Source organism: Streptomyces sp. NPDC059788 (genome assembly GCF_042732265.1).
Taxonomy (GTDB): Bacteria; Actinomycetota; Actinomycetes; order Streptomycetales; family Streptomycetaceae; genus Streptomyces.
The window spans coordinates 179822-204791 of record NZ_JBHWHY010000005.1; the positions used below are offsets into that span (position 1 = coordinate 179822).

19 protein-coding genes and 1 riboswitch are annotated in these 24970 nt (G+C 70.9%); of the genes, 9 read left to right on the plus strand and 10 right to left on the minus strand.

Features of this window, described 5'->3' with window-relative positions:
• Window positions 1-196: 196 nt before the first annotated feature.
• Entirely contained in the window at window positions 197-1306 is a 1110-nt protein-coding gene (locus ACFV57_RS06515; RefSeq protein WP_385226351.1) for an SIS domain-containing protein, read from the minus strand.
• A gap of 791 nt (window positions 1307-2097) precedes the next feature.
• On the opposite strand from ACFV57_RS06515, the gene nagB reads away from it, so the two are divergent.
• Window positions 2098-2880 (plus strand): glucosamine-6-phosphate deaminase, encoded by a 783-nt coding sequence (nagB, locus tag ACFV57_RS06520; RefSeq protein WP_385226353.1) that lies wholly within the window; start codon window positions 2098-2100, stop codon window positions 2878-2880.
• Between the two features lie 221 nt (window positions 2881-3101).
• Here nagB and ACFV57_RS06525 read toward each other — a convergent pair whose 3' ends face one another.
• From ACFV57_RS06525 to ACFV57_RS06540, 4 genes are all read right to left on the minus strand, one after another.
• Complete coding sequence (locus ACFV57_RS06525) at window positions 3102-4703, minus strand: glycoside hydrolase family 3 protein (protein ID WP_385226355.1); 1602 nt, start codon at window positions 4701-4703, stop codon at window positions 3102-3104.
• 8 nt (window positions 4704-4711) lie between these two features.
• The gene (locus ACFV57_RS06530; protein ID WP_385226357.1) at window positions 4712-5542 is read right to left on the minus strand and encodes a carbohydrate ABC transporter permease; all 831 of its coding nucleotides are present in this window, start codon (window positions 5540-5542) and stop codon (window positions 4712-4714) included.
• Entirely contained in the window at window positions 5539-6522 is a 984-nt protein-coding gene (locus ACFV57_RS06535; protein WP_385226359.1) for a carbohydrate ABC transporter permease, read from the minus strand. Before ACFV57_RS06535 ends, ACFV57_RS06530 begins: the two co-directional genes overlap by 4 nt.
• 147 nt (window positions 6523-6669) lie before the next feature.
• The gene (locus tag ACFV57_RS06540) at window positions 6670-7902 is read right to left on the minus strand and encodes an extracellular solute-binding protein (protein WP_385226361.1); all 1233 of its coding nucleotides are present in this window, start codon (window positions 7900-7902) and stop codon (window positions 6670-6672) included.
• 345 nt (window positions 7903-8247) lie between these two features.
• Between ACFV57_RS06540 and ACFV57_RS06545 the strand changes: the two genes are divergently transcribed.
• From ACFV57_RS06545 to mctP, 5 genes are all read left to right on the plus strand, one after another.
• The gene (locus tag ACFV57_RS06545) at window positions 8248-9006 is read left to right on the plus strand and encodes a GntR family transcriptional regulator (RefSeq protein ID WP_003983241.1); all 759 of its coding nucleotides are present in this window, start codon (window positions 8248-8250) and stop codon (window positions 9004-9006) included.
• A 136-nt stretch (window positions 9007-9142) separates the two neighbouring features.
• A complete protein-coding gene (locus ACFV57_RS06550) occupies window positions 9143-11299 on the plus strand; it encodes a carbon starvation CstA family protein (RefSeq protein ID WP_385226363.1) in 2157 nt (718 codons plus the stop codon).
• Window positions 11296-11493, plus strand: coding sequence for a CstA-like transporter-associated (seleno)protein (locus tag ACFV57_RS06555; RefSeq protein WP_385226365.1), 198 nt, complete (start codon window positions 11296-11298; stop codon window positions 11491-11493). The genes ACFV57_RS06550 and ACFV57_RS06555 overlap by 4 nt, the downstream gene beginning before the upstream one ends.
• A gap of 148 nt (window positions 11494-11641) precedes the next feature.
• Window positions 11642-11917, plus strand: coding sequence for a DUF3311 domain-containing protein (locus ACFV57_RS06560; RefSeq protein ID WP_385226367.1), 276 nt, complete (start codon window positions 11642-11644; stop codon window positions 11915-11917).
• The gene (gene mctP / locus ACFV57_RS06565) at window positions 11914-13548 is read left to right on the plus strand and encodes a monocarboxylate uptake permease MctP (RefSeq protein WP_385226369.1); all 1635 of its coding nucleotides are present in this window, start codon (window positions 11914-11916) and stop codon (window positions 13546-13548) included. Before ACFV57_RS06560 ends, mctP begins: the two co-directional genes overlap by 4 nt.
• 76 nt (window positions 13549-13624) lie before the next feature.
• Here the strand turns inward: mctP and ACFV57_RS06570 are convergent, their stop codons facing one another.
• The 3 genes from ACFV57_RS06570 to ACFV57_RS06580 all read right to left on the minus strand — a co-directional run bounded on the left by ACFV57_RS06570 (window position 13625) and on the right by ACFV57_RS06580 (window position 16791).
• On the minus strand, window positions 13625-13999 hold the full coding sequence (locus ACFV57_RS06570; RefSeq protein ID WP_385226512.1) for a PIN domain nuclease: 375 nt from the start codon (window positions 13997-13999) through the stop codon (window positions 13625-13627).
• Between the two features lie 17 nt (window positions 14000-14016).
• Complete coding sequence (locus ACFV57_RS06575; protein WP_385226371.1) at window positions 14017-15372, minus strand: TolB family protein; 1356 nt, start codon at window positions 15370-15372, stop codon at window positions 14017-14019.
• A 78-nt stretch (window positions 15373-15450) separates the two neighbouring features.
• On the minus strand, window positions 15451-16791 hold the full coding sequence (locus ACFV57_RS06580) for a TolB family protein (RefSeq protein ID WP_385226373.1): 1341 nt from the start codon (window positions 16789-16791) through the stop codon (window positions 15451-15453).
• A gap of 342 nt (window positions 16792-17133) precedes the next feature.
• Window positions 17134-17275: riboswitch (cobalamin riboswitch) on the plus strand.
• 159 nt (window positions 17276-17434) lie between these two features.
• Here ACFV57_RS06580 and ACFV57_RS06585 point away from each other — a divergent pair.
• The 3 genes from ACFV57_RS06585 to ACFV57_RS06595 all read left to right on the plus strand — a co-directional run bounded on the left by ACFV57_RS06585 (window position 17435) and on the right by ACFV57_RS06595 (window position 23005).
• Entirely contained in the window at window positions 17435-19873 is a 2439-nt protein-coding gene (locus tag ACFV57_RS06585) for a ribonucleoside-diphosphate reductase subunit alpha (RefSeq protein ID WP_385226374.1), read from the plus strand.
• A gap of 2 nt (window positions 19874-19875) precedes the next feature.
• Window positions 19876-20931, plus strand: coding sequence for a ribonucleotide-diphosphate reductase subunit beta (locus ACFV57_RS06590; protein WP_385226376.1), 1056 nt, complete (start codon window positions 19876-19878; stop codon window positions 20929-20931).
• 154 nt (window positions 20932-21085) lie between these two features.
• Entirely contained in the window at window positions 21086-23005 is a 1920-nt protein-coding gene (locus ACFV57_RS06595; RefSeq protein ID WP_385226378.1) for a transglycosylase domain-containing protein, read from the plus strand.
• A 25-nt stretch (window positions 23006-23030) separates the two neighbouring features.
• On the opposite strand, the gene def is transcribed toward ACFV57_RS06595, so the two are convergent.
• Together def and ACFV57_RS06605 are read right to left on the minus strand one after the other, a co-directional pair.
• Complete coding sequence (gene def, locus ACFV57_RS06600; RefSeq protein WP_385226380.1) at window positions 23031-23672, minus strand: peptide deformylase; 642 nt, start codon at window positions 23670-23672, stop codon at window positions 23031-23033.
• Between the two features lie 152 nt (window positions 23673-23824).
• Entirely contained in the window at window positions 23825-24811 is a 987-nt protein-coding gene (locus ACFV57_RS06605) for a tetratricopeptide repeat protein (RefSeq protein ID WP_385226382.1), read from the minus strand.
• Between the last annotated feature and the right edge of the window lie 159 nt (window positions 24812-24970).

Consider the following 24970-nt stretch of genomic DNA (forward strand, 5'->3'; position numbering starts at 1 on the left):
TCGGCGGGGTCCGGGAGATCAGCGGGGTCCCGGTGGGGCGACCAGCGGGGTCCGGGTGGGAGCGAAGGTGCCGGCGGGATCAACGGGTGTAGTAGGGGCAGAGGTGCCGGCGGGATCAACGGGGGCAGCAGGGGCAGAGATGCCGGCGGGATGAAAGGGGCCTGCAGGGGCAGTGGGGTCGGCAGGGGCAGTGGGGTCAGTGGGTTTCGGTGACCTTGGCCAGGGAGCGAGGGGCGTCGGGGTCCTGGCCGCGGGCGAGGGTGACCTCGTAGGCGAGCATCTGGAGAGGGAGGATCTCCAGGATCGGCTGGAGCTCCTCGGCCACGCCGTCGGTCGGCAGCGCGAAGCCGGCCGCGGCTCGGTCGACCTCGGCGCGGCTGCCGATGACCACCAGGTCGGCGCCCCGGTCGGACAGCCGTTCCAGTACGGGCCGTAGCGCCTCGCCGCCCTTGCCGTCGGTGACGATCGCGATGACCGGGGAGATGTTGTCGACCATGGCGAGCGGACCGTGCAGGAGGTCCGCGCCGGAGTAGGAGAGAGCCGGGATGTAGCTGGTCTCCATCAGTTTCAGGGCGGCTTCCTTGGCCGTCGGATAGCCGTAACCACGGGAGGTGAGCACCATGCGCTCCGCGAAGCGGTAGCGGGCGGCGAGGGCCCTGACCTCGTCCTGGCGGGCGAGCACGGACTCGGCGAGGTCCGGCAGCGCCTTCGCGTCCAGGTCACCCGCGGCTCGCGGGCCGGAGAGGCCCCAGCTGTCGCGGAGGGCCTCGACGAAGAGGTGCAGCGCGAGCAGTTCGGCGGTGTAGGTCTTCGTGGCGGGCAGGGCGCGTTCCGGGCCGGCCAGCACGTCGATGTGGAACTCGCTGACACCGGCGAGCGCCGAGCCGGCGTTGTTGGTCACCGCGAGGGTGATCGCGCCACCCTCGCGGGCGGCCTTGGTGGACGCGACGAGATCGGGTGATCCGCCGGACTGGCTGACCGTGACGACCAGGCAGTCCGTGAGGTCGGGCCGCGCGCCGTAGGCGGTGGTCGTGGACATGGAGGTGAGGCCGCAGGGCTTGCCGAGCCGTACTTCGAACAGGTACTTGGCGTACAGCGCCGCGTTGTCCGACGTACCGCGCGCGGTGAACAGGACGAACCGTGGCCGGCGGGCGGCGACCTGCTCGGCGACCGTACGGATGCGGGGCGCCCCCTCGCCGAGGAGGCGGCGCAGGACGTCGGGTTGCTCGGCCATCTCGGCGGCCATGAAGCGGCCGGGCCGCTCGTCGGACGTGTCGCTCACCGTGCGGTTCACCGTGCCGGACATTCTGAACGCCTCCCGACGACTGACCGTGCCCGTGTTCCGATCTCGCGGCGCCCGACGGGACGCCTCCCTGCGGTGGTCACGCGATCCTCACGCGACCGCCGGGTGACGGGTCGCGTACCGCTCACGTACCCATCGCACCCTGTTCGAGTGCTCATCACGCACCCCGTTCGCGCGGCCATCAGGCGCGCCGTTCGCGTACCCATCGCGCGCCCCGCCGAGCCACGGGCACGCGGCGGTCGCCCGGCACGCCCACACCACCAGCGACGCCACCACCCACGGCACCCACGGCACCCACGGCACCCACGGCACCCACGCCCGAACGACCACGACCGAACGGCCACGACCGAAGACCACCCCGACGCTCCGCGACCTCCGAGCCTCGGCCCCGGGCATCGGCCCCCGGCCGTCCCCTCCGGCCCCACCCAGTCGACCACGCGTCCCCCGGCCCCCGCCACCGCGCACTCCCGGCCACCCTGTCCCCCGACCTTCACGCGCCCGCCTCCGGCATCGACCCTCCCGCCACCCGTCCTCGACACCACCCGTCCTCGACATCACCCACTCTCGACACCGCCCGCTCTCGACACCCCCGGCCCCACCTCGCGACCGCCTCGCCCGGCCCCCGGCCCCACCTCTCGACCACCCCCGCCGACCCCCCCGTACGCCGACCCGCCCACCCCCGCGTTCGCTCTCTGTTCAGTTGGGGAGCGTCTGATGTCACCGGGGCGGTGGGGTGGGCTCTGGTAGATTGGTCTATACCACACGAGTCCATTCTCCAGATCGGCAGGCAAAGCGTGGAAGTTGTCATCGTCCCGGACGCCAAGGCAGGCGGCGAGCTGATCGCGGAGGCCATCGCCGAGCTGGTGCGTCGCAAGCCCGAGGCGCTGTTGGGTGTGGCCACTGGATCGACTCCGCTGCCCGTCTACGAAGCGCTGGCGGGCACGGTCCGCGACGGCGGCGTGGATGTCTCGCGTGCCCGTATCTGCCAGCTCGACGAGTACGTCGGGCTGCCCGCCGGGCACCCCGAGTCGTACCGCTCCGTGGTGCTCCGCGAGGTCGTCGAGCCGCTGGGGCTCGGTGCGGACGCCTTCATGGGGCCCGACGGCACCGCCGAGGACGTGCAGGGGGCCTGCGAGGCGTACGACCGTGCGCTGAGCGAGGCCGGCGGCGTGGACCTCCAGCTGCTGGGCATCGGCACCGACGGGCACATCGGTTTCAACGAACCGTGCTCCTCGCTCGCGTCCCGTACCCGGATCAAGACGCTGACGCAGCAGACTCGCGAGGACAACGCCCGGTTCTTCGACAGCCTGGAGGAGGTGCCGCACCACGTCATCACCCAGGGCATCGGCACCATCCTGGAGGCCCGTCACCTGGTACTGCTCGCCACCGGCGAGGGCAAGGCGGAGGCCGTCGCGCAGACCGTCGAGGGTCCGGTCTCGGCGCTGGTGCCGGCCTCCGCCCTCCAGCTGCACCCGCACGCCACGGTCGTGGTCGACGAGGCCGCCGCGTCCAAGCTCAAGCTGGCCGACTACTTCCGCGCCACGTACGCGGCCAAGCCGGAGTGGCAGGGACTGTGAGGTAGCAGGGACTGTGAGGTAGCAGGGGCTGTGAGGTAGCAGGGACTGTGCGGTGGCGGGGACTGTGACAGGCAGGCCCCGCCCGTAACCCGTAAGAGGCACAGTCCGTACACACGACCCGGCCGGGGCGCCACCGTGAAGGCGCCCCGGCCGGGTCGAGTCGTTCGCCGGTCGTGTTCCCCCGCCGGGCCGCGGCTCCCCTTCCGCGGCCCGGCAGGGGGTCACCCACCCGCGATGACCTCCGCGGCGGCGCGGCCGCAGACGCGTGCCGCGCCGTGGGTGGCGATGTGCAGGGCCCCGCGCGGGGCGGCCTGCGGGAGGCCCATCTCGACGACCACCGTGTCCGGGCGGGCGTCGAGCAGTGCGTCCAGGGCAGCCGTCATCCAGGCGTGCCGGTGGGCGTCGCGCACGACGGCGACGATCCGCCGCTCCCCCGCCGCCCGCAGCACCTCCGCGACCTGCGCGGCCTGCGCGGACCTCCCGGCCCCACCGGTGCCCTCGGCCTCTCCCGTGCCCCCGGGCCGGTCGGCGTCCCCGGCCTCCCCGGTGCTCCCGTACGTACCGGTCTCGGTGCCGGGCAGCAGGCGGGCCAGTTCGGCGGCGACGCCCCAGGGGGTCTCGTCGCCGACGGCGATGTTGGCGACGGGGGTGAAGGCCGCGACGTAGGCGGGCGTGGTGAGCGGTTCGTACGGGCCGTTGCGGGTGACGCGCAGCGCGCGGCGGGCCGCGACGAGACCGGCCTCGGGTGCGGGCGCGACCCCTCGCTCCCCAGGGAGGGTCCCCTGTGCCGCGCCCGCACTCCGGGTCCACCGCGCCAGTGCGCGTACCCGTGCCGCCGCGTCGGCGAGCCGCTTCTCCGACAGCTCTCCGTCGCGTACTGCCTGCACCAGCGCGTCGCGCAGCCGCAGCACGGTGGCTTCGTCGGCCAGTCCCCCGCCGACGCAGATGGCGTCGGCGCCGGCGGCGATGGCCAGGACGCTGCCGTGTTCGATGCCGTACGTCCCGGCGATGGCCCGCATCTCCATGCCGTCGGTGACGATCAGCCCGTCGAAGCCGAGGCCGCCTTCGGAGACGGGGGCGCGCAGCAGGCCGGTGAGCACGTTGCGGCTCAGGGTGGCGGGCAGCGTGCCGTCCAGGGCCGGGAGCAGGATGTGCGCACTCATCACGGCCTTGGTGCCGGCCGCGATCGCGGCGCGGAAGGGCACCAGCTCGCGTTCCTGGAGGGTGCGCAGTTCGGCGGCGATGCGCGGCAGGTCGTGGTGGGAGTCGACGGCGGTGTCGCCGTGGCCCGGGAAGTGCTTGGCGCAGGCGGCGACGCCGGCGGACTGGAGTCCTTCGACGTACGCGGCGGTGTGCCGGGCGACCAGGAGGGGGTCGGCGCCGAAGGACCGGACGCCGATGACCGGGTTGGACGGGTTGGAGTTGACGTCGGCGGACGGCGCCCAGTTGAGGTTGACGCCGCACTCGGCCAGGCGGCGGCCGAGTTCGCGGGCCACGTCGTGGGTGAGCCGCGGGTCGTCGACCGCGCCGAGGGCGAGGTTGCCGGGGAAGGAGGAGCCGCCGCGTACTTCGAGGCGGGTGACGTCGCCGCCCTCCTCGTCGATGGCGACCAGGACGTCCTCGCGCTCGGCCCGCAGCTCGGCGGTGAGCGCGGCGAGCTGGTCGGGCGAGGCGATGTTGCGGCCGAACAGGCCCACGGACGCGAGTCCCTCGCCGAGCCGGCGCAGCAGCCAGTCGGGCGCCGAGGTGCCGGTGAAGCCGGGCTGGAGGACGGTGAGCGCGTCGCGGGTGAGGGTGTCTGCCGGGTGCACGAGTGTCGTCATGGCGCGCGTCATCCCTTCACTGCGCCGGCGGTCAGACCGCTGACCGCCTTGCGTTGCAGGAACAGGAACAGGACGAGGATCGGGAGCGCGAAGATCGAGGCGGCGGCCATCGTGGCGCCCCAGTCGTCGCCGAACTGGCTCTGGAACTGCGAGAGCCACAGCGGCAGTGTGCCCTTGTCCGGCTCCTTGTTGAGCACCAGCACCATCGGGAATTCGTTCCACGCGGTGATGAAGCCGAACAGCGAGGTGGCCATCAGGCCGGGCGCCAGCAGCGGGAAGATGACCTTGACGAAGGCCTGCCGGCGGGTGCAGCCGTCGACCATCGCGGATTCTTCCAGCTCCTTGGGCACGGCGGCGACGTAGCCGCGCAGCGTCAGGAGGGTGAAGGGCAGCACCATGAGCATGTAGAAGAAGGTCAGCGGCACCAGGCTGTTGAGCATGTCGGCGTCGCGCACGATCATGTAGACCGAGATGACCAGGACCTCCCAGGGCGCCATCTGGGCGACCATGAAGGTCAGGATGATGCCTTTGCGGCCCTTGAAGCGCATCCGGGCGATGGCGAAGGACCCGCACAGGGCGATCAGCAGCGAGAGGCCGACCGCCAGCACGGTGACGGTGACCGAGTTGCCGACCAGCGTCCAGAAGTTCGGCGCGTTCACGGCGGTCGAGAAGTGTTCGAACGTGCCGTGCAGCGGGAACCACACCGGGTCCTCGGTGATGATGTCCTTGTTCGGCTTGAAGGCCGTGGTGAACATCCAGTACACGGGGAAGACGAAACCGATGGCGAGCACGATCGCCGTCGCGTTGGGCCAGATGCGGCCGAGCAGTGCGCGGTTCACAGCTCGTCCTCCTCTTGCTTCAGGGTCAGACGCAGGTAGTACGCGGTCATGGCGAGCAGTACGACGATCGTCAGCAGCGAGATGGCCGCACCCATGCCGAAGTGGAGGTTGCCGACGCCCTCGGTGAAGGCGTAGATCGGCAGGGTCTCGGTGAGCCGGTCCGGGCCGCCCTCGTTGATGGCGAAGATCTGCGGGAACGCCTTGAAGACCCAGATGATCTCCAGGAACGTGGTCGCCAGGAAGAACGGCTTGAGGAACGGGAAGGTGACGTTGGTGAAGACCTTCCAGGTGCCGGCGCCGTCCATCCGGGCCGCCTCGTACAGCTCCTTGGGGATGGTCGTGGTCGCGGCGTAGAGGTTCAGGGCCACGAACGGCAGCGACTGCCAGACGATCAGCACGGTGATCACGAAGAAGGTGGACAGCTGGCTGCCGACCCAGTCGTAGTGGGCCATCGAGTGCCAGCCCAGCTTGTCCAGCACCCAGTTGACGATGCCGTAGCGGGCGTCGAACAGCCACTGGAAGACGGTGGTGGCGGCGATGACGGGCATCGCCCAGGTCAGCACCAGCGCGACGGACAGCACGAAGCGCATCTTCTTGCCGAGCCGGGCCAGCAGCAGGCCGATCAGCACGCCGAGCACCATGATCAGCGTGACGTTGACGGCGGTGAAGACGATCGTGCGGACGGTGACCCGCCAGAACTGCTCGCCGCCCAGGATGTCCGCGTAGTTGCCGAATCCGCGCCACTCGGTGAGGTGCTGGATCAGCTGCTTCATGTTCAGGTTCTGGAACGAGATGATCAGGTTCCGCACCATGGGCCAGCCCAGGAAGACCGCCGTGGCGGCCAGGGCCGGGATCAGCAGCAGGTAGGGGGCGCTTCTGGCGGCCCGGCCGGAGCCGCGGCCGCGCCGGGGCGGCGGGGCGCCGCCCTTGCCGATCCGCGGCGCGGAGTCCCGTACCGCGTCCTCGATCTGCACTGACATGTCCCGCTTCTCCCCATCACCTGGTCGTGCTCACGCTGGTCGGTTCCGTACGGGGGCCGGGACGGCCGGCTCCCGTACGGAACCCGTACGGTGGCGGTCCCCGCGGCTGGCGCCGCCGCGGGGACCGCGTTCAGTGCTGCCGCTCGCTCACTGCTTCTGCGACAGGCGCTTGTTGATCTCGTTCTCGACGTCCTTGGCGGCGTCCGCGGGGGCCTTGCCGTTCAGCACCGCGGTCATGTAGCTCTTGATCGGGTTCGGGGTGTTCTCGACCTGGGCCCACTCGGGGATCAGCGGCGTGGTGCCGCTGGACTTGGCGGCGCCGGGCGCGGCGGCCTCGGCGGCCGGGTTGCCCTTGGCCGCGGACGCGAGGTCCGGGGACTTCGGGCTCCAGCCGACCTCCTTGACCATCTGTCCGTCGTTCTTCTTGGACAGCGCGACCTTCAGGAACTCCTTGGCCAGCTCCTGGTTCTGGCCGCCGCCGGCCACGGCGAAGTTGGAGCCGCCGAGGAAGACGCCCTCGGGCTTGTCGGCGGTCTCACCCGGGATGGGGAAGAAGCCGATGTCGTCCTTGATGGCCGGGTTGGCCTTGACGGCGGTGGGGGCCTCGTAGCCCATGGCGATGATGGCGCCGGTCTTGCCCTTGGAGAAGATCTCGGCCTGCTGCGGGGTGGCCTCGTCCTTGTTCTTGGGGGCGGTGCTGAAGGCCTGGTACTGCTTGTAGATGTCCATGGCCTTGGAGACCTTGGGGTCGCCGAGGTTGGAGACCCACTTGCTGCCCTGCTTCTTCACCAGGTCGGCGCCGGTGCCGAGGGTCAGTCCGTCGAAGAAGTACCAGTTCTGGCCGGGGAGGTAGAGCGGCTCGGCCTCGGTCTTCTGCTTGATGGTGTCGAACGCCTTGAAGAGCTCGGTGCGGGTCTTGGGCAGTTCCTTGATGCCCGCCGCGGCCCAGATCTTCTTGTTGTACATCACCACGCGGTTGCCCGCGTACCAGGGGAGGGCGTACTGCTTGCCGTCGGCCATGGCCGCCTTGTTGAAGGAGTCGTTCCAGTCGGAGCCGATCTCCTTCTTCAGGTCGCCCAGGTCCGCGAGCGCGCCGGCCTTGGCGTACGCGGCGGTCTGGGTGTTGCCGATCTCGACGACGTCGGGCGGGCTGTCCTCGGACAGGGCGGTGGTCAGCTTCTGCTGGATGCCGTTCCACTGCTGCACACGGAACTCGACGGTGGCGCCGGTCTTCTTCTTGAAGTCCTCGGAGACCTGCTTGGTCCACTGCGTCGGGTTGGAGCCGTCCATCACCCAGACGATCAGCTTCTTGCCCTTGAAGCCGTCGGCTCCCGCCTTCCCGCTGTCGCTGGACCCACAGGCAGCGACACTCACCAACATTCCCGCGACTGCCGTCGCCGCTATGAGCCCACGCTTCATTGCGCTCTCCCCTAAAGGCCGGGTGTGGTCTTTAATGGTTTAGACCAGTGCCCGCAGCTTGGCCTAGACCTTTTGGGGTGTCAAGGGTGTATAAGAGTCGCTGTCGGGTCCGTTACCGGACCGACATCTGGGGCCTGTAGCCGCAGTAGCGGCGTCCGTCCGCAGGGCAGACGCTACGTTGGCGTCAGGCCCCGCGAGCGGGCACGGACCAGCAAAGGAGCATCGGGACCCCACCCGTGCCACGATGAGCCGCTACGTACGGAGGAGCCGGTGACGGCAGCGCGACAGGAGTCGGAGAGGCGGGTCATGGAGACCGACGGGGGCAGCGCGGACAACGGCGGCGGCGCACGCACCGCCCGCGTACCCAAGTACTACCGCCTCAAGCGCCACTTGCTGGAGATCACCGAGACCCTTCCGCCGGGCACGCCCGTCCCGCCGGAGCGGACCCTCGCGGCGGAGTTCGACACATCCCGTACGACAGTACGCCAGGCCCTCCAGGAACTGGTCGTCGAAGGACGGCTGGAACGCATCCAGGGCAAGGGCACGTTCGTCGCCAAACCCAAGGTCTCCCAGGCCCTGCAACTGACGTCCTACACCGAGGACATGCGGGCCCAGGGCCTGGAGCCCGCCTCGCAGCTGCTGGACATCGGCTATGTCACGGCCGACGACCGGCTGGCCGGGCTGCTGGACATAGCGGCCGGCGGCCGGGTGCTGCGCATCGAACGGCTGCGGCTGGCCAGCGGGGAGCCGATGGCCATCGAGACCACGCACCTTTCGGCCAAGAGGTTCCCCGCCCTGCGCCGCAACCTCGTCAAATACACCTCGCTCTACACGGCACTGTCCGAGGTGTACGACGTCCGCCCGGCCGAGGCCGAGGAGACCATCGAGACATCGCTGGCCACACCGCGTGAGGCCGGACTGCTCGGTACGGACGTGGGCCTGCCGATGCTGATGCTCTCCCGGCACTCCCTCGACGCCGAGGGCGCGCCGGTGGAGTGGGTGCGCTCGGTCTACCGCGGCGACCGCTACAAGTTCGTGGCCCGGCTGCAGCGACCGGCGGACTGAGCGACCCGGGGGCGGGGCGGGCCCGGCAGGCCCGTTCCGCCGCCGGCCCCGCCCCGCCGCGCGTCCGCGGTATGGCGCGATCGCCCCCGCTGCCTCTACGGTCCTTGCGTCGTCGCGTCGACGGGAGGACGTACCGGTGCGCCCAGCAGGCCAGCCACGAACCGCCCCCAGCCCCCGCAAGATCGCCGTGTGGACGGCCGTGGCGCTGGTCGGCGCCGCCGGCTGGACGCTGCTCGCGCTCTCCCGCGGCGAGCAGGTCTCGGCGGCCTGGATGGTCGCCGCCGCCCTCGGCTCGTACGCCATCGGCTACCGCTTCTACGCGCGCTTCATCGCCACCCGCGTACTGCGCTTCGACAAGACCCGGGCCACCCCGGCCGAGCGGCTCAACGACGGCGTCGACTTCCACCCCACCGACCGCCGGGTGCTGCTCGGCCACCACTTCGCGGCCATCGCGGGCGCCGGACCGCTCGTCGGACCGGTGCTCGCCGCCCAGATGGGCTATCTGCCCGGCACCATCTGGATCATCGTCGGGGTCGTCTTCGCGGGCGCCGTGCAGGACATGGTCGTGCTGTTCTTCTCCACCCGGCGCGACGGCCGGTCGCTGGGGCAGATGGCGCGCGAGGAGATCGGCGTGTTCGGCGGGGCCGCGGCGCTGCTCGCCGCCTTCGCCATCATGATCATTCTGCTGGGCGTGCTGGCGCTGATCATCGTCAACGCGCTGGCGCAGTCCCCCTGGGGCACCTTCTCCATCGGCATGACCATCCCCATCGCCCTGCTGATGGGCTTCTACCTGCGGGTGCTGCGCCCCGGCCGGGTCACCGAGGTCTCCCTGATCGGCGTCGCGCTGCTGCTGCTCGCGCTGGTCGCGGGCCGCTGGGTGGCCGACTCGTCCTGGGCCGACACGTTCACGCTGGAGCCGAAGACGCTGGTCGTCTGGCTGGTGGCGTACGGGTTCATCGCCTCCGTACTGCCGGTCTGGACGCTGCTGGCGCCCCGTGACTACCTCTCCACCTTCATGAAGATCGGCACGATCGGGCTGCTCGCGGTCGGTGTGCTGATCACGCTGCCCAACCTGAAGATGGACGCGGTCACGGACTTCGCCGGGCGCGGCGACGGCCCGGTCTTCGCCGGCTCGCTCTTCCCGTTCGTCTTCATCACCATCGCCTGCGGCGCCCTCTCCGGCTTCCACGCCCTGATCTCCTCCGGCACCACGCCCAAGATGGTGCAGAAGGAGACGCAGATCCGCATGATCGGCTACGGCTCGATGCTCATGGAGTCGTTCGTCGCGGTGATGGCGCTGGTCGCGGCGTCGATCATCGACCCGGGGCTGTACTTCGCGATGAACGCGCCGGCCGGCGTCATCGGCGACACCGTCCAGTCGGCCTCGCAGGCCGTCGCGCACCTCGGATACAGCATCTCCCCCGACCAGTTGGCGGCCGCGGCCAAGGCCGTCGAGGAGCACACGCTGCTGTCCCGTACGGGCGGCGCGCCCACCCTCGCCGTCGGGGTCGCGGACATCTTCTCGCAGGTCTTCGGCGGCGCCGGGATGAAGGCGTTCTGGTACCACTTCGCCATCATGTTCGAGGCGTTGTTCATCCTCACCGCGCTCGACGCCGGCACCCGGGTCGGCCGCTTCATGCTCCAGGACATGCTGGGAAACGTCTACAAGCCGTTCCGCAGGGTGAGTTGGAAGCCCGGCCTGCTGCTGTGCAGTGCGGCCGTGGTCGCGCTGTGGGGCTACTTCCTGTGGGTCGGCGTGCACGAGCCGCTCGGCGGCATCAACCAGCTCTTCCCGGTCTTCGGCATCGCCAACCAGCTGCTGGCGGCGGTGGCGCTGACCGTCTGCACGACGCTGCTGGTCAAGTCCGGGCGCGTCAAGTGGGCCTGGATCACGGGCGTACCGCTCGCCTGGGACGCCACCGTCACCCTCACCGCGAGCTGGCAGAAGGTCTTCTCCGGTGACCCCAAGGTCGGTTTCTTCACTCAGCGTTCGGTCTACCAGGACGCCATCGAAGCCGGGAAGGTGCTGCCGCCCGCCAAGAACATGGGCGACATGCACACGGTGGTCACCAACTCCACGGTGGACGGCGTGCTGTCGGCGGTCCTCGCGCTGCTGATCGTGGTGGTGATCGCGGACGCGGCCCGGGTGTGCGTACGCCATCTGCGCGACCCCGCCGCGACCCGGCTCAGCGAGGCCCCGTACGTGAAGTCGGCGATCGTCGCGCCCGCCGGGCTGGTGGCCTCCGAGGAGGAGAAGGCGGAGCTGGCCACGGCGCAGCGGAGCGGGCCGTGAGCGGGGTGCGGCGGGCGCTGGGCCGTATCCGCTGGTACGTACGGGAATTGACCGGCGAGAGCGCGTACGAGCACTACGTCGCACATGTCCGGCAGCACGCGCCCGACGCGCCGGTGCCCGGCCGCCGCGAGTTCGAGCGGCGGCGGGCCGCGGCGCGCGAGGACGATCCCCGCTCGGGCTTCCGCTGCTGCTGAGAGAGCCCGCGTTCACGAGTGGGGCAACGCACACCGTTGCCGTACCGATATGCGGACAGGTAGTGACGCGTGCAACTTCCCTGGCTTAGATTTCCTGCCCATTACACCCGTGATCACCAAGGGACCGCCAGGGAACGGAGCCACGGCCATGCCAGAGCCGTCCGAATCAGCCGGAACACCAGCGGGCAGAGCCGCCCCGGTCGTCACGCCCACCCGCGTGATCGCCGGGCTGTGCCTGGTCGCGCCCTTCGTGGCGATGCTGTGGGTGAGCTCGTACGCCAAGGTGGAGCCGACGCTCATCGGCATCCCGTTCTTCTACTGGTACCAGATGCTGTGGGTGCTGATCTCGACGGCGCTCACCATGATCGCGTACAAGCTGGTCCAGCGTGAGCAGCGGCTGCGCAAGGGGGGTGTGTCGCGGTGAAGGACGGCGTGAACGGCGTCGCGCTCGCCGTCTTCATCTTCTTCTTCGTGGCCGTGACGGTCATGGGTTTCCTGGCGGCGCGCTGGCGCAAGGCCGAACAGTCCGACAACCTCGACGAGTGGGGCCTGGGCGGGCGCAGCTTCGGCACCTGGGTGACCTGGTTCCTGCTCGGCGGCGACCTGTACACCGCGTACACCTTCGTCGCCGTGCCCGCGGCGATCTACGCGGCGGGCGCCGCCGGGTTCTTCGCGGTGCCGTACACGATCCTCGTCTACCCGCTGATCTTCACCTTCCTGCCGCGCCTGTGGTCGGTCTCGCACAAGCACGGATACGTGACCACCTCCGACTTCGTGCGCGGCCGGTTCGGGTCCAAGGGCCTGTCGCTGGCCGTGGCGCTCACCGGCATCCTCGCCACGATGCCCTACATCGCGCTGCAACTCGTCGGCATCCAGGCCGTGCTGGACGTGATGGGCGTCGGCGGCGGCGAGAACACCCACTGGTTCGTCAAGGACCTGCCGCTGCTGATCGCCTTCGGCGTGCTGGCGGCGTACACCTACTCCTCCGGGCTGCGGGCGCCCGCGCTGATCGCGTTCGTCAAGGACGGCCTGATCTACCTGGTCATCGCCGTCGCGATCATCTACATCCCGATCAAGCTGGGCGGGTTCGACCACATCTTCGCGGTCGCCAAGGACACCTTCGCGCAGCCGAACCCCGCCACCGGCAAACCGCGCGGCGAGCTGGCCAGCGGGCCGAACGCACAGTGGGCGTACGCGACACTCGCCCTCGGCTCGGCGCTCGCGCTGTTCATGTACCCGCACTCGATCACCGCGACGCTGTCCTCCCGCAGCCGTAACGTGATCCGCCGCAACACCACCATCCTGCCGCTGTACTCCCTGATGCTGGGGCTGCTCGCGCTGCTCGGCTTCATGGCGGTGGCGGCCGGGATCAAGGTGCAGAACGGGCAGCTGGCGATCCCGCAGCTGTTCGAGGACATGTTCCCGGACTGGTTCACGGGCGTGGCCTTCGCCGCGATCGGCATCGGCGCGCTGGTGCCGGCGGCCATCATGTCCATCGCCGCCGCGAACCTGTTCACCCGCAACATCTACAAGGACTTCCTCAGGCCCGGCGCCACGCCCGCACAGGAGCACAAGGTCGCCAAGCTGGTGTCGCTGCTGGTGAAGGTCGGCGCGCTGGTCTTCGTCCTGACGATGGACAAGACCGTCGCCATCAACTTCCAGCTGCTGGGGGGCATCTGGATTCTGCAGACGATGCCGGCCCTGGTCGGCGGCCTGTTCACCCGCTGGTTCCACCGGTGGGCGCTGCTGGCCGGCTGGGCGGTCGGCATGGTCTACGGCACGCTCGCGGCGTACGGGGTGGCCAGCCCCACGCAGAAGCACTTCGGCGGCTCCAGCGCACAGATCCCCGGCATCGGCGAGATCGGCTACCTCGGCCTGACCGCGTTCGTCCTGAACGTCCTGGTCACGGTGGTCCTCACCGTGGTGCTGCGCGCGACGAAGGCCCCGGACGGCGTCGACGAGACCTCGCCGGAGGACTACACGGCCGACGCGGGCGACAAGGGCGTCCAGGTCGACCTGCCGCCGGCGACGGCGGGGGTGCCGGCGGGGCACTGAAACGTCGGGCGGAGTGTGTGAGAGGGCTGCCGTACCTCTGGGGTAGGGCAGCCCTCTCACACGCAAGTACGGCGGGTCAGTCGGCCGTTCCCGCGGGTACCACCCACTCGGCGGCCTGGCCTGTGACTTCGGCGATCAGATCGAAGTCGCCGTCGTAGTGCAGGACGGTGAGACCGTGACGCTCCGCCGTGGCAGCAATGAGCAGGTCGGGGACGGAGACGGCACGGTGCTCGTTGCGGTGCGCCAAAGCGTTCTGGACCTCGATCGCACGCACGATGATGTCGTCGTTCGTCGCGAACCACTCGAACGCCTGGCGCCGGTCCTGGAGCATGTCGTGCTCCGCGCCATTGCGTGCGCTGTAGAGCATCTCCAGATCGGTCACGCCCGTTGTGCCGATGAGCCCCCGGATGATCAGCGGCTCCAGTGCTGCACAAAGAAATGGGTGATCGATCCATGCCTTCGCGCGCCCTACGGCCCCACCCTCCGTACGAACACGTCCGAGGCACCGTTCGTGTCGCCCGGCACCAGGTTCGCCGCGTCGGAGTCGAAGGACACGGTCAGGCCCGTGGCGTCGGTGGAGGCGTTGGAGGACCAGGCCTGGGCCGGGGAGCCGTCGGGGGCGACGCTGACCCGTTCGACGGTGCCGGTCCGCATGTCGCGTACGAAGACGTTCTGCGCGTTGCCGGTGTCGCCGGGCACCAGGTCCGGGACGGAGGACTGGAAGTACAGGCGGCGGTTGTCGGCGGACAGCACGCCGAGGCCGGAGGAGCCGGACTGCGGCTGCTTGCCGTCGTAGGTGTACGTCACCTGCTCCGTCGTGCCCTTGACCAGGTCCCGTACGAACAGGTCCGCGCGGCCTGCCGGATGGCCGGGCACCACGTCCGCGTACTGGCTGGAGAAGACCGCGTAGCGGCCGTCGGGGCTGAGCGAGGCGTTCCAGGCGCCCACCGTCTCGCCGGCCGAGCTGAGGCTCGCCACGCTCGTACGGCCGGTGTCCAGGTCGTGCAGGAAGAACGGGTAGCTGTGCGGCCTGCGCAGGTCGGCCTGGTCGCGGGCGGTCCGGGCCGCGGCCGGGGGCAGGTTCTGCGCCTTGGAGATGAAGCCGACCTTGCGGCCGTCGTAGCTGATCACCGGGGAGGCGGACGGGCCGGTGGCCTGCTCGCCGGTGGCGGAGACGCTCACCCGCGTGACCGCGCCGGTCCTGCGGTTGCGTACGAAGATGTCCTGGGCGCCGTTGGTGTCGCCGGGCACCAGGTCCTCGCGGCTGGAGGCGAAGGCCACCGAACGGCCGTCGGCGCTGATCACCGGCATCTGCGCGCCCTGCCGGCCCTGCGGGGGCCGGCCGTCGACGGTGACGCTCTCGGTCCGCCCGGTCCGGCGGTCGTGGACGAAGATGTCGGTGTCGGCGTTGGTGTCGCCCGGCACCAGGTTCGCCGCGTTCGACTCGAAGGCGACGAAGCGGCCGTCGGCGCTGATGGTGGGCGTCAGGGACCAGGAGTCGGCCTGGGCGCCGTCGCTCGCCACGCTGACCCGCTCGACGGCGCCCGTGCGCAGGTCCTTCACGAAGATGTCGGTCTGCCCGTTGGTGTCGCCGGGCACCAGATTGGTCGCGTCGGAGTCGAAGGTGACGAAGCGGCCGTCGGCGCTGAGCGCCGAGCCGGACGAGCCGCCGTTGCCCTGGGTGCCGTCGGCGGCGACGCTGGCCCGCTCGGTGCCGCGCGGCGGCGCGGACCGGGCGTCGGCCGTGGCGGCGGGCAGCAGCGCGGCGAGCGCGCACACGCCCGTCACGGCGGCGAGTCTTCGTACGGTGCGGGTGGTCCTCATGGTTTCCCCTCCTGGTCGGTACGCCGGTACGCCGGTGCCGGGCACGCCGGTTCCGCCGGGCGTGCCCGCGCCGGTACGTCAGTTCTGCGGACGGCGGACGAAGACGTCGCCCGTCCCGTTCGTGTCCCCGGGCACCAGCCCGTCGTCGCGCGAGTCGAAGGCCGCGAGCCGCCCGGTGGCGTCGGGTGCCGCGATGTTCGTCCAGGACGCCGACTGGCCGCCGTCGGCACCGACGTTGATCCGCTCGACGCGCCCGGTCCGCAGGTCCCGGACGAAGCCGTCCACCTCGCCGTTGGTGTCGCCGGGCACCAGGTTGGTGGCGGCGGAGGTGAAGAAGAGCCGCCGGTTGTCCGCGCTGAGCCGCCCGTCGGAGGACCAGCCGTTGCCCTGGGCGCCGTCGTGCGCGCGGGACAGCAGCCGGGTGGTGCCCTGTTCCAGGTCGCGGGCGAAGACGTCGTACGTGCCGTTGGTGTCGCCCGGCACCACGTCGGCGGCCAGGGCGGAGAAGACCGCGTACCGGCCGTCGGGGCTGAGCCGGGGGAACGGCGACACGCCGACCACGGCGTCCGTGGAGCTCAGGCTCGCCGCCCGGGTCCGCCCGGTGTCCAGGTCGTGGACGTACATGGGGTCCTGCGGCGGCGGGCGGCGGAAGCCGGGGCCGGCGGGGGTGAGATTCGTCGCCTTCGAGGTGAACGCCACCCGGCGGCCGTCGGCGCTGATCGACGGGAAGGCGGACGGGCCGTTCGACTGGGTGCCGTCGCCCGCCACGCTGACCCGTCGCACCGTTCCCGCCCGCACATCGTGGACGAAGATGTCCAGGCGCTCGTTGGTGTCACCGGGCACCAGATCCGCACGGTAGGAGCCGAAGACGAGGCGGCTGCCGTCGCCGCTGAGGGCGAAGTTCTGGACCCCGTATCCGTACGGGGACTTCCCGGCGCCCGCGGTGGGGCTGGTGGTGCGCCCGGTCGTGCGGTCGTGGACGAAGACGTCGCCCTCGCCGTTGGTGTCGCCGGGGACCAGGTTCGTGGCACTGGAGTAGAAGGCCACATACCGTCCGTCGGCGCTGATCTCGGGCGATCCGGAGAGGGCGTTGCCGGGGGTGCCGTCACCGGCGACGCTGACCAGGTCGACCCTTCCCGTCCGTAAATCCTTGACGTACACGTCCTGGGAGCCGTTGGTGTCGGTCGGGCCGAGATTGGTGGCTTCCGAGGTGAATGCCACGAACCGCCCGTTCGCACTGAGCTTCGGATCGCCGGAAAAACCGTTTCCCTGCGTACCGTCGGCGGCCACGCTGACCCGCTGCGTGGCCGCGGGCCCGTCGGCCGCCGCCGTCGCGGGCAGCACCCCCGCCGCCGCGCAGGCCCCCGCCACCAGCCCCACGACTCGCCCGGCGCCACGCGCCGAACTCCTTCTTCGCATGTCTCCCCCCTCGCTCTTCCCCCACCCGCCCCGCCGACCGACGGAGCAGACATGGAGCCAATACGCTTCAGGGGTCCCGGTCAACGCATCAGGGACATTCCGCGCCACCAATACGCCCCGTGCATCAGCCTCCGTCCAGACCGCCCGGAACGGCCCGGGAACGGCTGCGGGAGCACCCCGGGAACACCCCCGGAACGGCCCGGAAACGGCCTCGGAGCCGCCTCGTGGCACCCTCGCGGCAGGCCCGGAAAGCCTGGGGCCGCGGCCCCGCAACGGCCGCCGAATACCACGGCTTCGGACAACCCGGCCCCAACGCGACACAAGATATGGGGGTGGGTGCACGAGCCAGCACAAGATGTATGCTCGTCCTCGCTGTCGTCGCAGGGGAATCCGGTGCGAATCCGGAACTGTCCCGCAACGGTGTACGAAGTGCGCATATCCGCACCCGTGAGTCCGAAGACCTGCCCACAGTACGCCCGCGCCAGGACCGGCGCGGTCGTCGATACGTCCGGGTCTCGCGGGTTGGACCGGTGGACGCTGCGCGGTGTGCCCGCGCGCCCCTTGCCGTGCCGGGGGTGCCGCACGCCCGCACGCGGCCGTCGCCCCTCCCCCAGGCCCCCGCCGAGTGAGGGAGAGCAGCACGGTGACCATCGCGCCAACGGAGCCCGCAGCAGCCCAGCAGGTCGTTCAGCCCGCGAAGGACACGCAGCCCCAGCAGGGCGCCACCGGCCGCGACGCGGACGGCCCCGGCGCCGCGCTGCTGCGCACGCTGACCGACCTCACCGCCGACCTCCCCGCCACCGACCCGGGCAAGATCGCCGCCGCCGCGCTGCGCGGCCGCCACCCCGGCTCGGACGAGGCGGAGCTGCGCTCGCTGGCCATGGAGGCAGCGGCCGGCCTGATCGGCGACGAGCCGCAGTACTCCAAGCTGGCCGCCCGCCTGCTGACCCGCGCCATCGCGGAGGAGGCGGCCACGGAGGGGGCGGTCGCCTTCTCCGCCTCCGTCGCCACCGGCCACCGCGAGGGCCTGATCGCCGACAGCACGGCGGAGTTCGTCCGGACCCACGCGGCCCGCCTGGACGCGCTGGTCGACCAGGCCCTGGCGGACGGCGCGGACGACCGGTTCGGCTACTTCGGCCTGCGCACCCTGCACTCCCGCTACCTGCTGCGCCACCCGATCTCCCGCCAGGTGATCGAGACCCCGCAGCACTTCCTGCTGCGCGTCGCCTGCGGCCTGGCCGAGGACCACAGCGACCGGGCCGTGGCCGACGTCGCCGAGCTGTACCGGCTGACCAGCTCGCTGTCGTACCTGCCCTCCTCGCCCACCCTGTTCAACTCCGGCACCCGGCACCCGCAGATGTCCTCCTGCTATCTGCTGGACTCCCCGCTGGACGAGCTGGACTCGATCTACGACCGCTACCACCAGGTGGCGCGCCTGTCGAAGCACGCCGGCGGCATCGGCCTGTCGTACTCCCGGGTCCGCGCCCGCGGCTCGCTGATCCGCGGCACCAACGGCCACTCCAACGGCATCGTGCCGTTCCTGCGCACCCTGGACGCCTCGGTCGCGGCCGTGAACCAGGGCGGCCGGCGCAAGGGCGCCGCCTGCGTCTACCTGGAGACCTGGCACGCGGACCTGGAGGAGTTCCTGGAGCTGCGCGACAACACGGGCGAGGAGGCCCGGCGCACCCACAACCTGAACATCGCGCACTGGATTCCCGACGAGTTCATGCGCCGCGTCGAGGCCGACGCCGACTGGTCGCTGTTCTCCCCCAGCGACGCCCCCGAGCTGGTGGACCTGTACGGCGACGAGTTCGACGCCGCGTACCGCAAGGCGGAGGCCGAGGGCCGCGCCGTCAAGCAGGTCCCGGCCCGGGTCCTGTACTCGCGGATGATGCGCACCCTCGCGCAGACCGGCAACGGCTGGATGACGTTCAAGGACGCCGCCAACCGCACCGCCAACCAGACCGCCGAGCCCGGCAAGGTCGTGCACTCCTCGAACCTGTGCACCGAGATCCTGGAGGTCACCGACGACGGCGAGACGGCCGTCTGCAACCTCGGCTCGGTCAACCTCGCCGCCCACCTGGGCGAGAACGGCGAGATGGACTGGGAGCGGCTGGACGCCACGGTCCGTACGGCGGTGACCTTCCTCGACCGCGTGGTGGACATCAACTTCTACCCGACCGAGCAGGCCGGCGCCTCCAACTCCCGCTGGCGCCCGGTGGGCCTGGGCCTGATGGGCCTGCAGGACGTCTTCTTCCGGCTGCGGCTGGGCTTCGACTCGCCCGAGGCGCGGGAGCTGTCCACCCGCATCTCCGAGCGGATCATGCTCGCGGCGTACGAGGCGTCCGCCGACCTCGCCGAGCGGCACGGCCCGCACCCGGCCTGGTCCGCGACCCGTACGGCCCGGGGCGTGCTGCACCCCGACCACTACCCGAACGCCGAGCCGCGCTGGGCGGACCGCTGGACGGCGCTGCGCGCCCGTATCGCGACGACCGGGATGCGCAACTCGCTGCTGCTGGCCATCGCGCCGACCGCCACCATCGCCTCCATCGCGGGCGTGTACGAGTGCATCGAGCCGCAGGTCTCGAACCTGTTCAAGCGCGAGACGCTGTCGGGCGAGTTCCTCCAGGTCAACGCGTACCTGATCGAGGAGCTGAAGGAGCTGGGCCTGTGGGACGCCCGCACCCGTGACGCACTGCGCGAGGCCAACGGCTCGGTGCAGGAGCTGGACTGGATTCCCGCCGGGACGCGCGAGCTGTACCGCACGGCCTGGGAGATCCCGCAGCGCGCGCTGATCGACATGGCGGCGGACCGTACGCCCTACCTCGACCAGAGCCAGTCGCTGAACCTGTTCATGGCGTCCCCGACCATCGGCAAGCTCAGCTCGATGTACGCGTACGCCTGGAAGCGCGGCATCAAGACCACGTACTACCTCCGTTCGCGGCCGGCGACCCGTATCGCCCAGTCCGCGCGCGGCACGGGCGGAAGCGCGCAGCCCGCTCCCGTCCCCGCTCAGACGGCCGACCCCGAGGCCGTCGCCTGCTCCCTGGAAAACCCCGAGTCCTGCGAGGCGTGCCAGTAACCATGACGACCGCACCCGAAAAGGCCGCAGCGGCCACCCACACCGCCACCACCGGCAGCAAGAACCTTCTCGACCCGGGCTTCGAGCTGACCCTGCGCCCGATGCGCTACCCGGACTTCTACGACCGCTACCGGGACGCGATCAAGAACACCTGGACCGTGGAGGAGGTCGACCTCCACTCCGACGTGGCCGACCTCGCCAAGCTGTCGCCCGGCGAGCAGCACATGATCGGCCGGCTCGTCGCGTTCTTCGCGACCGGCGACTCGATCGTGGCGAACAACCTGGTCCTGACGCTCTACAAGCACATCAACTCCCCCGAGGCGCGGCTCTACCTGAGCCGGCAGCTGTTCGAGGAGGCCGTGCACGTCCAGTTCTATCTGACGCTGCTGGACACCTACCTGCCCGACCCGGACGACCGCGCCGCCGCGTTCGCCGCCGTGGAGAACATCCCCTCCATCCGTGAGAAGGCGGAGTTCTGCTTCAAGTGGATGGACTCGGTCGAGTCCATCGACCGCCTGGAGTCGAAGGCGGACCGCCGCCGCTTCCTGCTCAACCTCATCTGCTTCGCGGCCTGCATCGAGGGCCTGTTCTTCTACGGCGCCTTCGCGTACGTGTACTGGTTCCGTTCGCGGGGCCTGCTGCACGGCCTGGCGACCGGCACCAACTGGGTCTTCCGCGACGAGACCATGCACATGGAGTTCGCGTTCTCGGTCGTCGACACGGTGCGCGAGGAGGAGCCGGACCTCTTCGACGACGAGCTGGAGAGCCAGGTCACCGACATGCTGAAGGAGGCCGTCGAGGCGGAGCTGCAGTTCGGCCGGGACCTGTGCGGCGACGGGCTGCCGGGCATGAACACCGAGTCGATGCGCGAGTACCTCCAGTGCGTCGCGGACCAGCGCCTGCAGCGCCTGGGCTTCGCGCCGGTGTACGGCTCGGAGAACCCGTTCTCCTTCATGGAGCTGCAGAACGTCCAGGAGCTGACCAACTTCTTCGAGCGGCGCGCCTCGGCCTACCAGGTCGCGGTCGAGGGCTCGGTCTCCTTCGACGACGAGTTCTGATCCGTCTGCGATCCGTCGTGTCGGGGCCGGTCCGCGGGTGCGGACCGGCCCCGTCCGTTTCTTTATGTCCGACGAATCCGGACCCGATTTGATGAGTCGATGACAACGCGCGGGCGACGGCAACCCCGCCCGGGCCCGCCGGCTCTCCCCTTGCATGAAGGGCAGCGAGCAGCAGCCGAAGAAACGGTTCATCGACTATCCCCGCAGCGGCCGCGGCGGCTGGCGCCGCTGGCTGCCGTCCTGGAGACAGCAGCTCGGCGTCACCGCCGTCGGCGCGGCCGGCCTCACCGGAGCCTTCGCCTTCGTGTACGCACACGTCGACATCCCGGACGAGAACGCCGCCTCCCGCCAGGAAGCCACCGTCTACTACTGGGCGGACGGCAGCCAGATGGTGAGCGAGGGCGCCGTCAACCGCCAGAACGTCACCCTCGCGCAGGTGCCCGACTCCGTCGAACACGCCGTCATCGCCGCCGAGAACGAGAGTTTCTACTCCGATTCCGGGGTCTCGCTCTCCGGAATCGCCCGGGCCGCGGTGAACATGGCCAAGGGGCAGGAGGCCCAGGGCGGTTCCACCATCACCCAGCAGTTCGTGAAGAACACGTACCTCTCGCAGGACCAGACGCTCAAGCGCAAGGTGAAGGAGTTCTTCATCGCGCTGAAGCTGGACAACCGCAAGTCCAAGTCGGAGATCCTCCAGGGATATCTCAACACCAGTTATTTCGGGCGGCATTCGTTCGGCATCCAGGCCGCCGCGAACGCCTATTACGGCGTACCGGCCAAGAGCCTCGACCCCAGCCAGGGCGCGGCACTGGCAGCGCTGCTCAAAGGCGCCGAGCAGTACGATCCGGCGCTGAGCGAAGGCAACCACCGGCGTGCGGTGCAGCGTTGGAAGTGGATTCTGGACCGTGAGGTGGCGACCGGGCTGATGAGCCGGGAGGAGCGCGCCCACTACACGACCTTTCCGGAGCCGCGCAAACCCGTCACCCCGACCAGCCAGAAGGGACAGACCGGCTATCTCGTCGACGTCGCGAAGAAATATCTCCGAAGCCGTACGGACCTGACCGACCGCGAACTGGCCCACGGCGGCTACCGCGTTTACACCACGTTCGAGAAGGACAAGGTGGCCCGGCTGACGAAAGCGGTGGAGGACGAGCGGCGCCGCAGCATCGACGCGAAGAAGCGCGCCGCCGACGCGTACGTCGAATTCGGCGCCGCGTCCGTGCGGGCCCGGGACGGCGCGGTCGTCGCGCTCTACGGCGGCCCGGACGCGACGCAGCACTTCGCGAACAACGCGGACACCGCCGGCGTACCGGCCGGCTCGGCCTTCAAGCCGTTCGTACTGGCCGCCGCCCTGCGCTCCTCCGCCCTGTCGGAGCCCGGCGTCGCGACCAGGGGTACGGCCGAGCCCGATCGCCCGTACCCGCCCGGGGCGTCACAGGGCGGGGTGCCCCCGTCGAACCTGTACGAAGGTTTGGTGAACTCCGCCCACGCGCCGTTCGTCGCCGTGGGCCGGCGCCTGGGGCTGGAGCCGATCCGGGACCTGGCGATCGAGTCGGGCCTGCGCAAGGAGAGCATGGCTCCCCTGGAGCCCACGTTCCCGCTCGGCACCTCCACGCCCAGCGCGATCCGGCTGGCCGGCGCGTACTCGCTGTTCGGCAACGACGGCAACCGGACCGAGCCGTACTCGGTCACCAAGGTGGTGCACGACGGTGAGCCGCTGCCGGGCCTCACGCCACCGGCACCGCGCCGCGTACTGGCCCAGGAGGCGGCCCACGGCGTCCTCGGGGCGCTGCGGGCCTTCGCCTGGAAGTCGCTGCCCCAGGAGATCATCGCGAAGCTGCCGCGCGGCGTCGCCGCGGGCGGCACCGGCCCGGACGACCGGATGCGGTCGGCGTGGTTCATCGGCAACGACGGCGCGCCCGGCGGCGGGCTGACCTCCGCCGTCACCGTCTTCCGCGCCAAGCCGGGGGCGCCGCGGCTGCTGCCCATGGAGGGCGTGGGCGGCGACCCCGGGTTCGGCAACGGCCTGCCGCCCCGGATCTGGGGCGCGTACGCCACCGGCACGGCGAAGTGAGCGGGTGCCGGGCCGGGCCGCGGCTTCAGTCGTTGGCGACGACGGGGTAGCGCGGCTCGCGCTCGGCCATCTGCTTCAGCGCGTCCTTGCGGTCGCGCTTGGAGAGCCGGTCGATGTACAGGTAGCCGTACAGGTGGTCGGTCTCGTGCTGGAGGCAGCGGGCGAAGTAGCCGGTGCCCTCGACCACGATCGGGTTGCCCTCGGCGTCCCGGCCGCGGACGATCGCGTAGTCGGGGCGGGCCAGCTCGGCGTAGGCGCCGGGCACCGACAGGCAGCCCTCGTTGGAGTCGTCCAGCACCCGGCGCTCGACCGGCAGGTCGTCCAGGACCGGGTTGCAGACGGCGCCGACGTGCCGTACGCCCTCGTCGTCCATGCAGTCGTAGACGAAGACCTTCAGGTCCACGCCGATCTGGTTGGCGGCCAGGCCCACGCCCTCGGCCGTGCGCTGGCTGGCGAACATGTCGTCGATGAGCTGGGCGAGCTTCTCGTCGAACTCGGTGACGTCCTTGCACTCCTTGTGCAGCACCGGGTTGCCGACGACGGTGATCGGACGGGACGTGCCGCGCTCGCGGTGCGCCTCCTCCCGCTCCGCCGCGCCGGTGACGTCGTCGGTGAAGCCCTCCGCCGCCCGCTCCTCGTTGTGGTCAAAAACAGGCTGTTGCGCCATGTCCGCCGTACGCCTTCCTGGAAACCCGAAATATTCGCTCTCCAGCCTACGCGGGGGCACCCCTCGGGCTCTCGGAGACCGCGTTGCGCCCCCATGGGCACCCGGCGCGTACCGGACACCGCGCGCCGCGGTCCGGCCAGCGGGCGCGGTCCTCAGCAGACCTCTTCGAGGTCCCGCCACTCGCGGGTGTCCGGGCTGTCCGCCACCCAGCCGTCCAGCAGGCCGCGCACCAGCCCGGCGGGGGCCGCGATGCCGCACTCGCGCTCCGGCACCCACAGCGAGCCGGAGCCCGCCGTGCGGTGGCCCAGCGGGCCCGGGTGGCCGGGCTCGCTGTGGTCGTGCGGGTCCAGGTGCTCGCCCTCGCCCTCGTCGCTGGGCATCCGGCTCTCCGAGCACGTACGGCACAGCAGGCGCACGGACGACGACCAGTCCTCGGCGGCGAAGCCCGCGTCGGCGGCCAGCCGCTCCAGGGCGTCCCGGTCGGCCTCCGTGGCGGCCTCCAGGAGCACGACCCAGGTGGGGACCGGGGAGGGCGCCCACAGCTCGATCTCGTCGAACACCGGGAAGGACGGGCCGGCGGCGGTCGTGCGCTCACCGTTCGGCACGCCGTCGTGCAGCACCACCTCGCCCCAGCGCCGCCCGGAGGACGGCAGCGGGATGGACAGCACCTCGATACGGGCCGGGTCCAGCCGGCGGCCCCAGACGACCTCGGCCTCGCCCTCCGGCGACAGCCGTACGGCGGCGCTGCCCAGCTCCATGCCGACCGGTTCCGCCGACGGCGAACCCTCGCCGGGGACCTTCAGGCCGTACGCCTGCCAGGCCCGCCGGGCCAGCGGCCAGTCCTGCAGGGCGGTGGCCGCGATGCCCACGTTCCACCAGTCGGGGGCCCCGGACTCGCGGTCCAGGAGGGCGACGGCGCGCAGTCCGGCGGCGCGCGCCTGCTCCCAGTCGTGCCGGAACTTGTGCAGCAGCGCGAGGTTGAACCAGGACTCCGACAGCCACGGCTCCATGTCGGCCGCCCGCGTCAGCAGCGCGCCCGCGTCCTCGTAACGGCCGTCACCGATCAGCGTGAAAGCGCGGTCGGTCGCCTGCCGCCACGAGGCGGAGGGCCGGTGCCGTACCTTGCCGAAGATCTTCACGATTCCCGCCTGCTGGTTGCTTCCTGGATGCCGCCCCGGACGGAGGCCGGGGGCCGTTCGAGGGCCCACTCGACAACCTGCCACAGATTGCCGCCGGGCTCAGCCCGGTTGCCGCGCCGCACGCGACCCGCCGCCGTCCCCCTCACCGGCTCCTTGCCT

Bases quoted from the DNA above. Each gene is read 5' to 3' on its own strand.
- ACFV57_RS06515 (WP_385226351.1), bottom strand. From the start codon at position 1,306: ATGTCCGGCACGGTGAACCGCACGGTGAGCGACACGTCCGACGAGCGG.
- ACFV57_RS06525 (WP_385226355.1), bottom strand. From the start codon at position 4,703: ATGACGACACTCGTGCACCCGGCAGACACCCTCACCCGCGACGCGCTC.
- ACFV57_RS06535 (WP_385226359.1), bottom strand. From the start codon at position 6,522: ATGTCAGTGCAGATCGAGGACGCGGTACGGGACTCCGCGCCGCGGATC.
- ACFV57_RS06540 (WP_385226361.1), bottom strand. From the start codon at position 7,902: ATGTTGGTGAGTGTCGCTGCCTGTGGGTCCAGCGACAGCGGGAAGGCG.
- ACFV57_RS06545 (WP_003983241.1), top strand. From the start codon at position 8,248: ATGGAGACCGACGGGGGCAGCGCGGACAACGGCGGCGGCGCACGCACC.
- ACFV57_RS06560 (WP_385226367.1), top strand. From the start codon at position 11,642: ATGCCAGAGCCGTCCGAATCAGCCGGAACACCAGCGGGCAGAGCCGCC.
- ACFV57_RS06575 (WP_385226371.1), bottom strand. From the start codon at position 15,372: ATGAGGACCACCCGCACCGTACGAAGACTCGCCGCCGTGACGGGCGTG.
- ACFV57_RS06580 (WP_385226373.1), bottom strand. From the start codon at position 16,791: ATGCGAAGAAGGAGTTCGGCGCGTGGCGCCGGGCGAGTCGTGGGGCTG.
- ACFV57_RS06590 (WP_385226376.1), top strand. From the start codon at position 19,876: ATGACGACCGCACCCGAAAAGGCCGCAGCGGCCACCCACACCGCCACC.
- ACFV57_RS06595 (WP_385226378.1), top strand. From the start codon at position 21,086: ATGAAGGGCAGCGAGCAGCAGCCGAAGAAACGGTTCATCGACTATCCC.
- def (WP_385226380.1), bottom strand. From the start codon at position 23,672: ATGGCGCAACAGCCTGTTTTTGACCACAACGAGGAGCGGGCGGCGGAG.